The organism is Sphingobacterium sp. NPDC055346 (genome assembly GCF_053645235.1).
The window spans coordinates 518,961-531,734 of sequence record NZ_JBSHMI010000001.1 but is presented as its reverse complement, the minus strand read 5'-3'; the positions used below and the strand labels follow the sequence as shown (position 1 = coordinate 531,734).

The 12,774-nt window shown below is 41.1% G+C and carries 14 protein-coding genes; 11 read left to right on the top strand and 3 right to left on the bottom strand.

Features of this window, described 5'->3' with window-relative positions; genetic code table 11:
* Window positions 1-315: 315 nt before the first annotated feature.
* Window positions 316-1,104, bottom strand: coding sequence for an SAM hydrolase/SAM-dependent halogenase family protein (locus tag ACWICE_RS02215; RefSeq protein WP_185211348.1), 789 nt, complete (start codon window positions 1,102-1,104; stop codon window positions 316-318).
* Between the two features lie 256 nt (window positions 1,105-1,360).
* Here ACWICE_RS02215 and ACWICE_RS02210 point away from each other — a divergent pair, with 256 nt between their 5' ends.
* The 11 genes from ACWICE_RS02210 to ACWICE_RS02160 all read left to right on the top strand — a co-directional run bounded on the left by ACWICE_RS02210 (window position 1,361) and on the right by ACWICE_RS02160 (window position 11,281).
* Window positions 1,361-2,332, top strand: coding sequence for a PhoH family protein (locus ACWICE_RS02210; protein ID WP_185211347.1), 972 nt, complete (start codon window positions 1,361-1,363; stop codon window positions 2,330-2,332).
* A gap of 32 nt (window positions 2,333-2,364) precedes the next feature.
* Window positions 2,365-3,315, top strand: coding sequence for a phosphoribosylaminoimidazolesuccinocarboxamide synthase (locus ACWICE_RS02205; protein ID WP_254526566.1), 951 nt, complete (start codon window positions 2,365-2,367; stop codon window positions 3,313-3,315).
* Between the two features lie 30 nt (window positions 3,316-3,345).
* A complete protein-coding gene (locus tag ACWICE_RS02200; protein ID WP_093100638.1) occupies window positions 3,346-3,723 on the top strand; it encodes an STAS domain-containing protein in 378 nt (125 codons plus the stop codon).
* 1 nt (window position 3,724) lies between these two features.
* Window positions 3,725-4,639, top strand: a complete 915-nt coding sequence (locus ACWICE_RS02195; RefSeq protein ID WP_185211345.1) for a ribonuclease Z — start codon at window positions 3,725-3,727, stop codon at window positions 4,637-4,639.
* A gap of 55 nt (window positions 4,640-4,694) precedes the next feature.
* A complete protein-coding gene (gene hisC, locus ACWICE_RS02190) occupies window positions 4,695-5,747 on the top strand; it encodes a histidinol-phosphate transaminase (protein WP_454297540.1) in 1,053 nt (350 codons plus the stop codon).
* A 6-nt stretch (window positions 5,748-5,753) separates the two neighbouring features.
* Window positions 5,754-6,893, top strand: coding sequence for a bifunctional histidinol-phosphatase/imidazoleglycerol-phosphate dehydratase HisB (gene hisB, locus ACWICE_RS02185; RefSeq protein WP_254526563.1), 1,140 nt, complete (start codon window positions 5,754-5,756; stop codon window positions 6,891-6,893).
* A gap of 39 nt (window positions 6,894-6,932) precedes the next feature.
* Window positions 6,933-7,523 carry an imidazole glycerol phosphate synthase subunit HisH gene (gene hisH, locus ACWICE_RS02180; RefSeq protein WP_254526562.1) on the top strand — a complete coding sequence of 197 codons (591 nt, stop codon included), beginning with the start codon at window positions 6,933-6,935 and terminating at the stop codon, window positions 7,521-7,523.
* A 15-nt stretch (window positions 7,524-7,538) separates the two neighbouring features.
* On the top strand, window positions 7,539-8,291 hold the full coding sequence (locus tag ACWICE_RS02175) for a 1-(5-phosphoribosyl)-5-[(5-phosphoribosylamino)methylideneamino]imidazole-4-carboxamide isomerase (protein ID WP_185211341.1): 753 nt from the start codon (window positions 7,539-7,541) through the stop codon (window positions 8,289-8,291).
* 1 nt (window position 8,292) lies between these two features.
* Complete coding sequence (hisF, locus tag ACWICE_RS02170) at window positions 8,293-9,048, top strand: imidazole glycerol phosphate synthase subunit HisF (protein WP_254526561.1); 756 nt, start codon at window positions 8,293-8,295, stop codon at window positions 9,046-9,048.
* 10 nt (window positions 9,049-9,058) lie between these two features.
* The gene (gene hisIE, locus ACWICE_RS02165; protein WP_313261014.1) at window positions 9,059-9,646 is read left to right on the top strand and encodes a bifunctional phosphoribosyl-AMP cyclohydrolase/phosphoribosyl-ATP diphosphatase HisIE; all 588 of its coding nucleotides are present in this window, start codon (window positions 9,059-9,061) and stop codon (window positions 9,644-9,646) included.
* Between the two features lie 717 nt (window positions 9,647-10,363).
* Window positions 10,364-11,281 (top strand): WD40 repeat domain-containing protein, encoded by a 918-nt coding sequence (locus ACWICE_RS02160; RefSeq protein ID WP_454297539.1) that lies wholly within the window; start codon window positions 10,364-10,366, stop codon window positions 11,279-11,281.
* Here ACWICE_RS02160 and ACWICE_RS02155 read toward each other — a convergent pair.
* Window positions 11,253-12,086, bottom strand: coding sequence for a hypothetical protein (locus ACWICE_RS02155; RefSeq protein ID WP_313261010.1), 834 nt, complete (start codon window positions 12,084-12,086; stop codon window positions 11,253-11,255). The two genes, ACWICE_RS02160 and ACWICE_RS02155, sit on opposite strands and share 29 nt — an antisense overlap.
* A gap of 46 nt (window positions 12,087-12,132) precedes the next feature.
* Window positions 12,133-12,609 (bottom strand): GAF domain-containing protein, encoded by a 477-nt coding sequence (locus ACWICE_RS02150; RefSeq protein ID WP_185215875.1) that lies wholly within the window; start codon window positions 12,607-12,609, stop codon window positions 12,133-12,135.
* Window positions 12,610-12,774 lie beyond the last annotated feature (165 nt).

Below are 12,774 nucleotides of genomic sequence, written 5' to 3'. Positions count from 1 at the left end.
GCATTCACGATAAAAAAATAATCCTAATAACCATAACATGGGAAGGGTGGCAAAGTGATTTGCTACCCTTTGTTTTTTGTGCTTTCGAAGGGGCTATTTATTCGAGTTTTATTTAGACCTTATTCGAGGCATATTCGAGAAAACCCGGTTTGCGTTCGGAAAATTCGGAATGTGTCTCGAATGAGTCCCGAATGAGATATGGATAAATTTCAGTATTTCTTACATGTGAAATTAACACTTAACAATTTATCGGTTAGTCGATTGCGAACAGAAAAAAACGTGGAACATTTTGTCGACCAGACTCCATTTGAGGGTCTATTTCTTTTCCAGGAACTCAACAAGTATGGTTTCATCTTGGTATAGTCCTAACAACTGGCTTGCATGGCCTTTGTTTATGGCTATTTCCAAGAAGTTGCTGATTCCGAATAAGCATAGCTTCTCGCCTTCGGCAACCTCATTGTAGTGCCAAGACAGGTTGCTGATCGTTTCGTTTCGCTTGAAGCGTAGGATAAAATCTCGGCCCTGTTGGACTTGGTTGAAGAGGTCCTTGCTGATATTACTGATGACATTACCAAAGGAGTCGATGAAAGTGACATGGCCCTTGATGCTGTTCTGGTTGTAGATGGGTTGAAATGTGACTTTCTGTACCGCATTGTCGATAGGGAGGCCAATATCTTGGAGTTTACCGCCATCTGCGATGTGACAGGCAGCTTTGGTCAGGATATCAGCAAGCGGGAAATGCAGATAGCGTAGATCCTGCATGATATTGATCTCGACCATTTCAGTTGGTTTGTCTTCACCGATGATGATACTGAAGATACCGTTGTCTGCACCGACAAAGAACTGACCTTTGTAGGCCATGGCGAGGTAACGCGAGTCTTCTTGGAAGACGGTGTCGATACCGATTAAGTGTACGGTATTCTTTGGGAAGTACGGATAAGCGTTGTTGATAACGAATGCCGCATGTTGAATACTGAAAGAAGGGATATCGTGAGAAATGTCAACGAGCCTAACATTCGGCAACTGCGAAATGATACTGCCTTTGAGTGCAGCTTGATAAAAATCGCGATGACCTAAATCGGTGGTTAACGTAATTACTCCCATAGTGTTCAGCAAGCCTGAAGCTAAAAAAATTATATTGATATTTTGTTAAGCGAATTACAAAAATAGAAAAAGTAAATAGATTGCTAAATCTATTATGAATTAATACTTGCAATTGCTTTTAATTCTGCTCAATTAGTTTGTATTTTTGATTCAAGAAAGTGTGAAAAGCGCATAATATTTTCGTTTTTTTGATATCTTTATTTGCACGCCAATCGGACAGGACGTGAAATATTCAGGAAATTAATTAGGAAACAATTTGAGCGAATTAGAAATCAATTTAGATGTCGTCAATTTGGTGACATTATGGGGGGCTCAGAATGAAAATTTTGAGTTTATAAAGAAAGCTTTTCCGAAGTTACGTCTGGTAGCAAGAGGGAGTACCTTGAAGGTTTTAGGTGAAGAAGGGGAGCGGACAAGGTTTCAACAGGTATTTGATGATATTCTAGCTCATATCAACCAATTTCAGACTCTTTCCTTGTTGGAATTGGAAAGTTTGTTGGGTTCGGTGTCGAATGTAAAGCCAGTTATTGCAGAGAAGGAAGATGGCGAGCAAAAGGTTGCCGCATTTAAAGGTGAGCCTATCGTATATGGTCCCAATGGTATCGTAGTACGTGCTCGGACGCCTAATCAAAGGCGTATGGTGGACAGTATCAATAAGAATGACATTCTTTTTGCCATTGGTCCAGCAGGTACCGGAAAAACCTATACAGCAGTTGCCCTTGCGGTACGAGCTTTAAGGAATAAAGAAATCAAACGTATTATCCTGACCAGGCCAGCGGTGGAAGCGGGTGAAAACCTAGGTTTCTTGCCAGGCGATCTAAAAGAGAAGGTTGATCCATATCTACGTCCGCTTTATGATGCATTGGATGATATGATTCCAGCGGAAAAATTGAAAGGATATCTGGAGAACAGAACCATTGAAGTAGCTCCATTGGCATTTATGCGCGGAAGGACCTTGGACAATTGCTTTGTTATCCTAGATGAGGCACAGAATGCCACAGATATGCAGCTCAAGATGTTCTTGACGCGGATGGGGCCAACTGCCAAATTTATCGTGACAGGGGACATGACTCAGGTGGATTTACCTAAAAAAACGCAATCGGGATTAGTCAATGCCGTGAAGATTTTGGATGGGATCGAAGGGATAGATATGATTTACCTGAGCGGTTCGGATGTCGTTCGCCATAAATTGGTGAAACGTATCTTGGAAGCTTACGGTGACATTTAAGATTAAATTAACGCGTTTCAGACGCACACACAATGAATAATACAATAAAAGAAACAAATTTTAACTTCAAGGGACAGACAGCATTTTATAGAGGAAAAGTAAGAGATGTGTACAGCATCGGGTCGGACTACCTGGTGATGGTGGCTTCAGACCGAATTTCTGCTTTTGATGTGGTATTGCCAAAGCCTATTCCTTTTAAAGGTCAGGTTTTGAACCAAATTGCATCCAAATTTCTGTCTGCCACAGCTGATATCCTTCCAAATTGGGTGGCATCCGTTCCAGACCCAAATGTTACAATAGGAAAGAAATGTGAACCTTTCAAGGTTGAAATGGTGATCCGTGGATATGTTTCAGGACATCTTTGGAGAACCTACCGCGATGGTGGAAGGGTGCTGTGTGGGGTTGAGCTTCCTGAAGGATTAAAAGAGAACGATAAATTACCTACTCCAATCATTACCCCATCGACAAAAGCAGATGTGGGCCATGATGAGGATATTTCCAGAGCGGATATTATTGCTAGAGGCATTGTATCAGAAGAGGATTATTCGCAATTGGAGAAGTATGCCCATGCTTTATATCAGCGGGGAACTGAGATTGCTGCCGAACGAGGCTTGATCTTGGTGGATACCAAATATGAGTTTGGGAAGAAAGATGGACAGATCTATTTGATCGACGAAATCCATACTCCCGATTCTTCCCGTTATTTTTATGCAGAAGGCTATGAGGAGCGTCAGGAAAAGGCGGAACCGCAGAAACAGCTCTCGAAAGAATTTGTGAGGCAATGGTTGATCGAAAATGGATTCCAAGGAAAAGAAGGACAAAAAGTACCTGAAATGACCGAAGAAATTGTTAAATCCATTTCTGAGCGCTATATTGAGCTTTACGAACACATTACAGGGGAGAAGTTTCATTATCCGGAAGAAGGCCATGTCCTGGAGCGGGTAGAAAAGAATGTAGCGAAAGCCTTGGAAGAACTGATTTAAGGATAAACACAACTAATTATTTATAGACAGATGAAATTTACGGTAGACAAATACGATCGATATGTTGTAATAGAGCCTCTTCAAGAGAGGTTGGACGGAGAAACTGCCGCAAGTTTAAAAGGCGAGTTTATGTTGCGCAATACAGGTGGGCAACGCAATATTGTATTGGACATGAACAATGTGAAATCCACTGATGAGACAGGGATTCGCACAGGTCTATTGGCTCGTCGTCTATGTAAATCACTAGGGGGGCTATTTATCTTGACAAATCTAAATGAGGAGATCTTGACTTACATCAAATCTTTGGGATTGGATAAATATCTGATCATTACCAAGAACATTGAGAAAGCCAAGGACCTGATCTTTGGGAATGAAATCCGATTAGATTTAAAAGAAGAGCAAGAGTAATATGTTACGATTTGAGGTATTAATATTAGGAAACAGTTCGGCGACACCCATGTTCGAGCGTCATCCTACATCTCAAGTAGTAAATTATAATGAGCAATTGTTCTTGATTGACTGTGGAGAGGGCACCCAGATGCAACTCTCCAAGTATGGGATCAAGAGCAATCGCATCGATCACATCTTTATTAGCCATCTGCATGGTGATCATTACCTAGGTCTTGTTGGCCTGGTATCGTCCATGCACCTGGTTGGTAGGAAGGCTGATCTCCATATCTACGGTCCTGCCCCGTTGCAGGAAATCCTAGAGTTACATTTTAAATATTCTGAAACGGTAATCCGTTATAATATCATCTTCCATCAGACCAATCCGGATCAGGAGGAGGTAATATTTGAGTCGAGGATGTTGACGGTCAGATCCTTTCCATTGATCCACCGAATATCCTGCACGGGATTTCGATTTGATGAAGGCAAACGGGCAGCAGCCTTACGGGCGGATAAAGTGGAGGAGTTAAAGATACCCAAAGTATATTTTGCAGCGCTGAAAAAAGGGATCGATTATGTCGATCCACAGGGAAAGGTCTATGCCGCAAGTGAATTGACCTTGCCGCCTCCAGAATCTAGGAGCTATGCCTATTGCTCGGATACCGTAAGGCATCCGATTTACCTGCGTTCAATAGAAGGAGCTGATCTATTGTACCATGAGAGCACCTTTTTGCATGAAATGGTAGACCGTGCCAAAGAGACCTTCCATACTACTTCCTTGGAAGCAGCAGAAATTGCAAAGGAAGCACATGTAAAGAAGCTTTTACTTGGCCATTATTCAGCGAGATACAGGACTTTGCAGCCATTATTGGAGGAAGCGCAGCAGGTTTTTCCAAATACCGAACTGTCAGTGGAAGGGAAATGGTTTTTAGTTTAGTGATTTTGTTTATTTTTGGCCATATTTACAGCTCGAAAAAATTTAGACTACTACAATGTCATTCAACTTAACCGCACTTCTTCGAGATAACATCAAGAACCTTGTGCCCTATTCTTCGGCGCGAGATGAATTTAAGGGAGAAGCATCTGTTTTTTTAGATGCCAATGAGAACTCTTTTGGCTCTCCACTTCCACATGATTACAACCGTTATCCGGATCCCCTTCAACATCAACTTAAGGGTAAGCTATCCAAGATCAAGGGTGTGCCTGCGGAAAATATTTTCTTGGGCAACGGTTCTGATGAGGCCATTGATATTTTATACCGAGCATTCTGTACCCCTAAAATAGATAATGTGATCTTGGTCCCTCCAACCTATGGGATGTATGAGGTTTCCGCCAATATCAATGATGTTGAAACACGGAAAGTCAATTTGACCAAGGATTTTCAGCTTGACCTTGACGGGATTGCTGAAGCAATCGATATGCATACCAAGATGATCTTTGTGTGCTCGCCAAACAATCCTACCGGAAACAGCATCGATCCATTGGATATAGAAACACTTTTAGTGAACTTCTCTGGTTTAGTAGTCGTGGACGAGGCCTATATCAATTATTCAAAGCAGAAGTCCTTTACCCATTCTTTGCCTGAGTTTCCTAATCTGGTCATCTTGCAGACCCTTTCAAAGGCCTGGGGCTTGGCCGCTTTACGCTTAGGCTTAGCATTTGCAAGTAAGGAAATCATTGAGGTTTTCAACAAGATCAAACCGCCTTACAATATCAACCAAGCTACTCAAGACTTAGTATTGGAAGCTTTAGAGAATGTTGAGGTAGTCAACGAATGGATTAAGACGACTGTTGCCGAAAGGGAAGAACTGTCCAAGAAATTGGAGGCTTTTCAACAGGTTGAGCATATTACACCTTCAGATGCCAACTTTATCTTGGTAAAGCTGGAGCGACCAAAAGAATTATATGGGCACTTGGTGGGACGTGGCATTATCGTTCGCGACCGATCCAAAATAGCCTTATGTGAAGGTTGTCTGCGCATTACCATCGGAACAAAGCTTGAAAACGAAAAATTATTAGAAGAGATCCAACAATTTTATAAATAAGTAAGCATGGCAGATCAATTAAAAAGAATACTGTTTATCGATAGAGATGGAACTTTAATTTTAGAGCCTGAGGATGAGCAGATTGATTCCTTTGCAAAGTTGAAGTTTTATCCAGGGGCTTTGCAGTACTTGCCTAAAATTGCAAAAGAACTTGATTTTGAGTTGGTGTTGGTAAGTAATCAGGATGGTTTGGGAACTTCCTCGCACCCTGAAGAGAACTTTTGGCCGGTCCATCAATTTGTTGTGGATACCTTTTCAGGTGAAGGAGTGACTTTTGTTAAAGAACATATTGATAAAACATTTCCACATGAGAATGCGGAGACCCGTAAGCCAGGAATTGGAATGTTAAAGGAATATTTTGACGAAGCGAAATACGACTTGGCGAATTCTTTCGTCATCGGAGACCGCGTCAATGATGTGAAATTAGCACAAAACCTTGCCGCTAAGGCTATTTGGTTAAGGAATAACGACGAATTGGGCATGCATGAGAATGTTGCCATTTCGGAGGATTGCATTGCATTGGAAACCAGCGAATGGAAAGCTATCTATGAGTTCTTGAAATTGGGAAGCCGTACCGGTGAGCACCATCGTAAAACCAATGAAACGGATATCTATATTAAATTGAACTTGGACGGAAGTGGGAAATCCGATATTGAAACGGGCCTTCCATTTTTCGATCATATGTTGGATCAATTAGCGCGTCATGGTGCATTGGATCTAACGATCAAAGCTAAAGGTGATTTACATATCGATGAGCACCATACCATCGAAGATACAGGAATTGCCTTGGGTGAAATCTTTTTGGACGTGTTGGGGAATAAGCGCGGAATTGAACGTTATGCCTATACTCTTCCAATGGATGATTGCTTAGCACAAGTAGCTATCGATTTTGGAGGAAGGAATTGGATTGTTTGGGATGCAGAATTCAAACGCGAGAAAATTGGAGATATGCCAACCGAGATGTTTTTCCATTTCTTCAAGTCCTTTTCAGATGCGTCAAAATCGAATCTGAACATTCAGGCGACTGGCGACAATGAGCACCATAAAATAGAGGCCATCTTCAAGGCTTTTGCGAAAACCATCAAAAAAGCGGTACGAAGAGATGTTGATAATATGCAACTTCCAAGTACAAAAGGTCTTCTTTAAAAACGAAATGGGATTTAAGGGGTTATATATAAAGGAATTATGATTGGGATAGTAAACTATGGAGCTGGGAATATATTTTCCATCACTGCAGCCTTAAAACGACTGAACATTTCTTATGGGATGATTAACCATCCTGAGGATTTTGAGCAGTATGAAAGGATTATTATTCCAGGTGTAGGACATGCTGGGGCGGCCATGCAAAAACTGCTGGAATCTGGGCTGTCCGATACCATCAAGACCTTAAAAAAGCCGGTGTTGGGGATCTGTGTGGGAATGCAGCTGATGACGGATTATTCAGAGGAAGGGCAAGCAGACCTTTTAGGGATCATTCCCCTGAAGACGTTACACTTTGAGAATAGGGTTAAAGAGAAGGTACCTCATATGGGTTGGAACAGTATTAATTTTGAAGAGAACTGTCCACTTTTTAAGGAAATTCCTAATAATTCCTATTTTTATTTCGTTCATTCTTATTACATTGAACATGAATTAACCTACGGCATAGCTACTTGTGAGTACGGATTGCCATTTTCGGCAGCAATAGCAAAGGATAATTTCTGGGCAGTACAATTTCATCCGGAGAAATCAGGAAAAGTTGGGGAGCAGTTATTGCTGAATTTTAATGAATTATAAATGAATTTTTAGACTATGTATATTATACCTGCAATTGATGTATTGGACAAACAGGTTGTCCGTTTGAGAGAGGGTAACTATGAAGATGTTACGACTTACTCCATTACTTTGGAAGAACAGATAGAGAAATACCATGCTAATGGTACTGAAATCGTTCATATCATTGATCTCAATGGTGCAAAGGGAGATTTTAGCAATCAGGAATACCTGTTTGATATCATTCGGAGAACCGAAATGAAGGTCCAATATGGTGGAGGTGTCCGTAGCATTGAAAAAGTAAAGGAATTGGTTGATGCAGGTGTATATCGCGTTATCGTAGGCACACAAGCTATTACCAACCCTACCTTTTTAGAGGAATTGAGCAAGCTAAATGAAGGTAGAACAAAATATGCAGATCACATTGTGATTGCGATCGATGTATTGGATGAAGTCATCAAATATTCCGGTTGGTTGGAGAGTTCTCCGATCAAATTAATCGAATACATTGATAAATGCTTGGCATTAGGTTTTTATCGATTCTTGTGTACCGACATCAGTAAAGATGGAAAATTAGGTGGCGCAGGCGTTGAATTATACAAGAAATTATTGGATCATTCGCCAATTATCAAATTGATCGGTTCAGGCGGTATCAGTTCCATGGCTGATATTGAAGAACTGAACAATTTAGGTAAAATGGAATCTGTGGTTGTTGGAAAGGCAATCTATGAAAATAGGATCAGCATTGAAGAGATCAAAGCTTGGAACTTAAAAGCATTAATCAGTCTTTAAAATGCTAGCAAAGCGCATTATTCCTTGTTTGGATGTTAAGGATGGCAGGACGGTAAAAGGGGTTAATTTTGTTGACCTTAGAGATGCTGGGGATCCCGTTGAATTAGCTTGGCAATATTCGCAGCAAGGAGCAGATGAACTGGTATTCCTGGATATCACAGCTACCCATGAACGCCGAAAAACTACGGTGGATTTGGTAAAGGCTGTAGCCAGTCAGATCAATATTCCATTTACCATCGGAGGTGGGATCAATGAACTTTCAGATGCGGATATCTTGTTGAATGCTGGTGCAGATAAAATCTCTATCAATTCAGCTGCGGTCCGTAATCCTGAACTCTTAGATCAGTTTGCGAAAGCTTTTGGTGTTCAATTCGTGGTTTTAGCGGTTGATACCCGATTGGTAAACGGAAAGAATTTTGTTCACCTGCGTGGTGGTCGAGACCTTACCGATATTGAAACGGAAGATTGGATCAAGGAAGCAGAAAATAGAGGTGCCGGAGAAATCCTGTTGACTTCCATGGATCATGATGGAACCAAGAATGGATTTGATAATGGATTGCTGAAAAAGATCAATGATTCCATCCATATTCCCTTGATAGCATCCGGTGGAGCAGGGAATCAGCAGCATTTTGTGGATGTTTTCCAACAGTCCAATGTAGATGCCGCTCTTGCAGCTTCTGTATTCCACTATGGGGAGATTTTAATCCCTGAATTAAAAGAAACATTGCACGCCAATGGAATTTCCGTTAGGCGATAATACATAAAACATGAGTATTGATTTTAACAAAGGTGACGGACTTGTTCCAGTAATTATCCAAGACAATCAGACTTTAGAAGTTCTGATGCTTGGCTATATGAACGAAGAGGCTTGGAACAAAACCCAAGAAGAGAAAAAAGTTACTTTCTTTTCAAGGAGCAAAAATAGACTATGGACAAAAGGTGAAGAAAGCGGAAACTTTCTTCATGTTGTTAGTACTCATGTCGATTGTGACCAAGATACCATTTTAATTAAAGCTGACCCTGTTGGTCCTACCTGTCATACAGGAAGCCGAAGTTGCTTTAATACGGAATTTAATCAGAACTTTCTATTGCAGTTGGAGCGCATTGTTCAGCATCGAATTGATTTTCCAAGTGATGAATCCTATGTGAACCGCCTGCGTTCAAGAGGTATCAATAAGATTGCTCAAAAGGTGGGCGAGGAAGCCGTTGAAACGGTTATTGCAGCCCTTACGGAAACAGAAAAGGATTTTATCAATGAGACTTCTGATCTGATGTTCCATCTTATTGTTCTGTTAAAGGAGAAAGGCCTGAGCCTAGAAACCATTGCCAAGAATTTGGAAGGAAGACATCAATAGGAGTTAAGATATTTTTATTTGAGGGATCCTCAGCCTTTGGCTGGGGATTTTTTGTGTGGAGAGAGGGGGTGAATCCCAATCCCATCGCGCAGGTCAATGGCATTCTTTCCATTTTTCCGCCAAGGAAATGAGCCGGAGGCTAAAGGACTTCCTGCGGAAGGGTAATCGGAAAAAAACAAAATTTAGATTCTTCGTTACTTTTGAAGCCCAAAAGTAACCAAAACCGACGAAGGAGCTCACGGATACCAAAAACAACTCGAATCCGTAACGCTTCGGCCCATTTAAGGTGGCTTTTCGCACGGGCTCCCACACATGGATAGAATGCCTAGTTGTCGGGAATATCTTTCAATAGATCATCCCTTTTAATGGAATGATCTATTGAAAGCATTCCAAGGCCAATCCCATCGCGCAAGTCAACGGCATTCTATCCATTTTTCCGCCAAGGAAATGAGCCGGTTGCTAAAGGACTTCCTGCAGAAGGATGGTTGTTTGTATATATTGGGAACCCCTGGAAAGGGTGACAGCTTTCTAACGGGATAATAATCTTGGTCCATCCTCCTATCCCCTCCATCCTGGTTCCACCCAGATCTTGGTTTATCCTCCCATCCCTTCCATCCTGGTTCAAATATCCTTATGAACGTAAGACTTATGTCAGCATTTGGGATAGCTGGTCGGGTTTCTTTTATTTCTGTGCGATCAAGGGTATATTTGCATAACATGAATCTAGAAAAGTTTAATATCAACCTGAATGGGACCTTGTCTGGTCATCAAAACCCTGTATTTGCCTTGGCCATTTCAAGTGTTGATCCGAATGCACTATTTACAGGTGGCAACGATAAAGGGGTGGTAGAATGGGATTTAGAGAGCAATAGCTTTAAAAGGATCCTTTGTAAGGTTGGAAGCTCCGTATATGCACTCCTGTCCATACCTGGAACCTCTTTGTTGGCGATTGGGATGAGATCCGGTCAGGTAATGGTGGTAGATACACTGAACCAAAGTTTAAAGGCAAATCTTAAGGTGGAACAGGGCGCTGTATTTTCGATAAAAACCATTCCCGGTAAACAGGAAATGATTGCGATCGGTGAGGAAGGCTATGCTTATGTTTGGAGTTTGGAGAACTTTGAGCTGCTTTATAGGTTTAAGGTTTCCAATACTACCGTTAGGGTAATTGAAGTGGATAAAAATAATTCGACTGTTGCGTTTGGTGATAAGAATGGTGAAATCCATTTATACCATGCCCATGATTTTCAGGAATTCAAGAAAAGGAAAGTACATGAGTTACCGGTAACCAGTTTACAATTTGACCCAGCTGGGAATTTGCTTTCTGGGGGGAGGGATGCGAAGTTATATAAATTGGATGCCAATCTGGATACGATTCAAGATATCGTTCCACATATGTTCACGGTTTATGGTATCAGCATAAATATAGAGGAGAGTCTAATTGCAACGGTTAGTAGAGATAAGACCTTAAAAGTTTGGCGGCTGGAAGATCTAGCTTTGATCAAGAATATTTCGAGAGACCGTGGCTATGATAGCCATTATCTATCTATCAATAACATGCTATGGGATCAAGACCGGATCTTTACCGTAAGTGATGACAAGACCATTAAGTTATGGAAGGTGGTTCCTGAATAGCGACGGCAAGCGATTTTCTTCTGACCGTACACCTGTAATAGTTGAATGCAGTAAAGATTAACCCTAAAATCATAGAGATGATCAAGAATGGTAAGATGTCATATTGGGTAGGAAGAGGGTCCTGTTTGTTTTCTACATATGCCCCGTAGCTTCCCCAAGCCAATACGGCTGAGACTGAAGGCAAATAATTGTAGTAAGAGTATGCTAACATGCAGGCACATGTGATTGCCAGTGCGCCCAGGTTCAGATAGAAGTAAAAAGCATCCCCTAAGGAAAGGCTCAGTTTTGAAAGGATTACTGCAAAATTAAAGCCTATCACGAACATTAACCAGCCGGTATACACGCCAAATCCTAAACGGATAAAATATCGGGTAAAGGAATTGGTGGTCAGCTTTTTGATTTGGATCCGCTTGTTGATTACCATAACCGAAACGAGACAGATTATGGAATACATTAAGGACCAATAAAAATAATCATTGTGTTTCAAGGTCATGCTCAAACCGAGGGCCATCTGGTTCAAGATCAACAGGTAGTCGATTTTTTCTACTTTCCGGACTACATTTTCATTTAAGCTGTTTTTTTGCGTCCCTACATACATCATGTAAGCAGCCAAAACCATATTAAAAGCGATAAATGTCCATATTTTATAGCTGAACTTTGCTGGTGTCAGGTAAGATGGATAAAAGGCAATCGTATCAGTGAATGAAAAGCTGAATAGGAAACCATTCTCTAGGCATGCGATCCATAGAAAATTGAGGGCTACCATCACTAAATTCAAAAATGATAATGTCTTTGGTGCTGCCATGCTTGGTTAATAGTTAATGTGTTTGGCAGGACAAATATAATGATTTTTACTGAGGATTAAGAAGTTCTAAGATGGTATTTAGATACTGCTTGTCGATTAAGTCAAACGAATTTAATTCTTTGCTGTCGACATCTAGTATGGCAATACATTTTTTGTTTTGAAAGAGAGGAACAACTATTTCAGATTTCGATAAAGATGAGCAGGCGATATGTCCAGGGAATTCATCGACGTTGGGAACTATGACGGTTTCTTCTTTTGCCCAAGCAGTCCCACAAACACCTCTGTTATAAGCGATTCTTGTGCAGGCTACTGGTCCTTGGAATGGTCCCAGTACCAATTCATTTTCTTCAACAAGGTAGAACCCTACCCAAAAGAAATTGAACTGCTCCTTTAAAGCTGCGCAGATATTTGCCAGATTAGCAATAAAATTGGTTTCTCCCTGTAGAAGCCCTTTGATCTGTGGGATCAAGGATTGATATTGGTGTTCTTTACTTCCGCGAGCTATATGTAAATCTTCTGCCATGGTTTGGATACTTTTTGTGATGCAAATATACGGAATTGTTAGGTGATATGGGTTGAACCAGGATGCCCTTTGACGCCGCTCGGGGTACGGGATGAGAGGATGGTCCAAGATCATTTCTTTTATTTTGGAGAATTAGGTACGCTCATTCAATATTTATCATCGGAG

Bases quoted from the DNA above. Each gene is read 5' to 3' on its own strand.
- ACWICE_RS02215 (WP_185211348.1), bottom strand. From the start codon at position 1,104: ATGGGAGTAATTACGTTAACCACCGATTTAGGTCATCGCGATTTTTAT.
- ACWICE_RS02205 (WP_254526566.1), top strand. From the start codon at position 2,365: ATGAATAATACAATAAAAGAAACAAATTTTAACTTCAAGGGACAGACA.
- ACWICE_RS02200 (WP_093100638.1), top strand. From the start codon at position 3,346: ATGAAATTTACGGTAGACAAATACGATCGATATGTTGTAATAGAGCCT.
- ACWICE_RS02195 (WP_185211345.1), top strand. From the start codon at position 3,725: ATGTTACGATTTGAGGTATTAATATTAGGAAACAGTTCGGCGACACCC.
- hisC (WP_454297540.1), top strand. From the start codon at position 4,695: ATGTCATTCAACTTAACCGCACTTCTTCGAGATAACATCAAGAACCTT.
- hisB (WP_254526563.1), top strand. From the start codon at position 5,754: ATGGCAGATCAATTAAAAAGAATACTGTTTATCGATAGAGATGGAACT.
- hisH (WP_254526562.1), top strand. From the start codon at position 6,933: ATGATTGGGATAGTAAACTATGGAGCTGGGAATATATTTTCCATCACT.
- ACWICE_RS02175 (WP_185211341.1), top strand. From the start codon at position 7,539: ATGTATATTATACCTGCAATTGATGTATTGGACAAACAGGTTGTCCGT.
- hisF (WP_254526561.1), top strand. From the start codon at position 8,293: ATGCTAGCAAAGCGCATTATTCCTTGTTTGGATGTTAAGGATGGCAGG.
- hisIE (WP_313261014.1), top strand. From the start codon at position 9,059: ATGAGTATTGATTTTAACAAAGGTGACGGACTTGTTCCAGTAATTATC.
- ACWICE_RS02160 (WP_454297539.1), top strand. From the start codon at position 10,364: ATGAATCTAGAAAAGTTTAATATCAACCTGAATGGGACCTTGTCTGGT.
- ACWICE_RS02155 (WP_313261010.1), bottom strand. From the start codon at position 12,086: ATGGCAGCACCAAAGACATTATCATTTTTGAATTTAGTGATGGTAGCC.
- ACWICE_RS02150 (WP_185215875.1), bottom strand. From the start codon at position 12,609: ATGGCAGAAGATTTACATATAGCTCGCGGAAGTAAAGAACACCAATAT.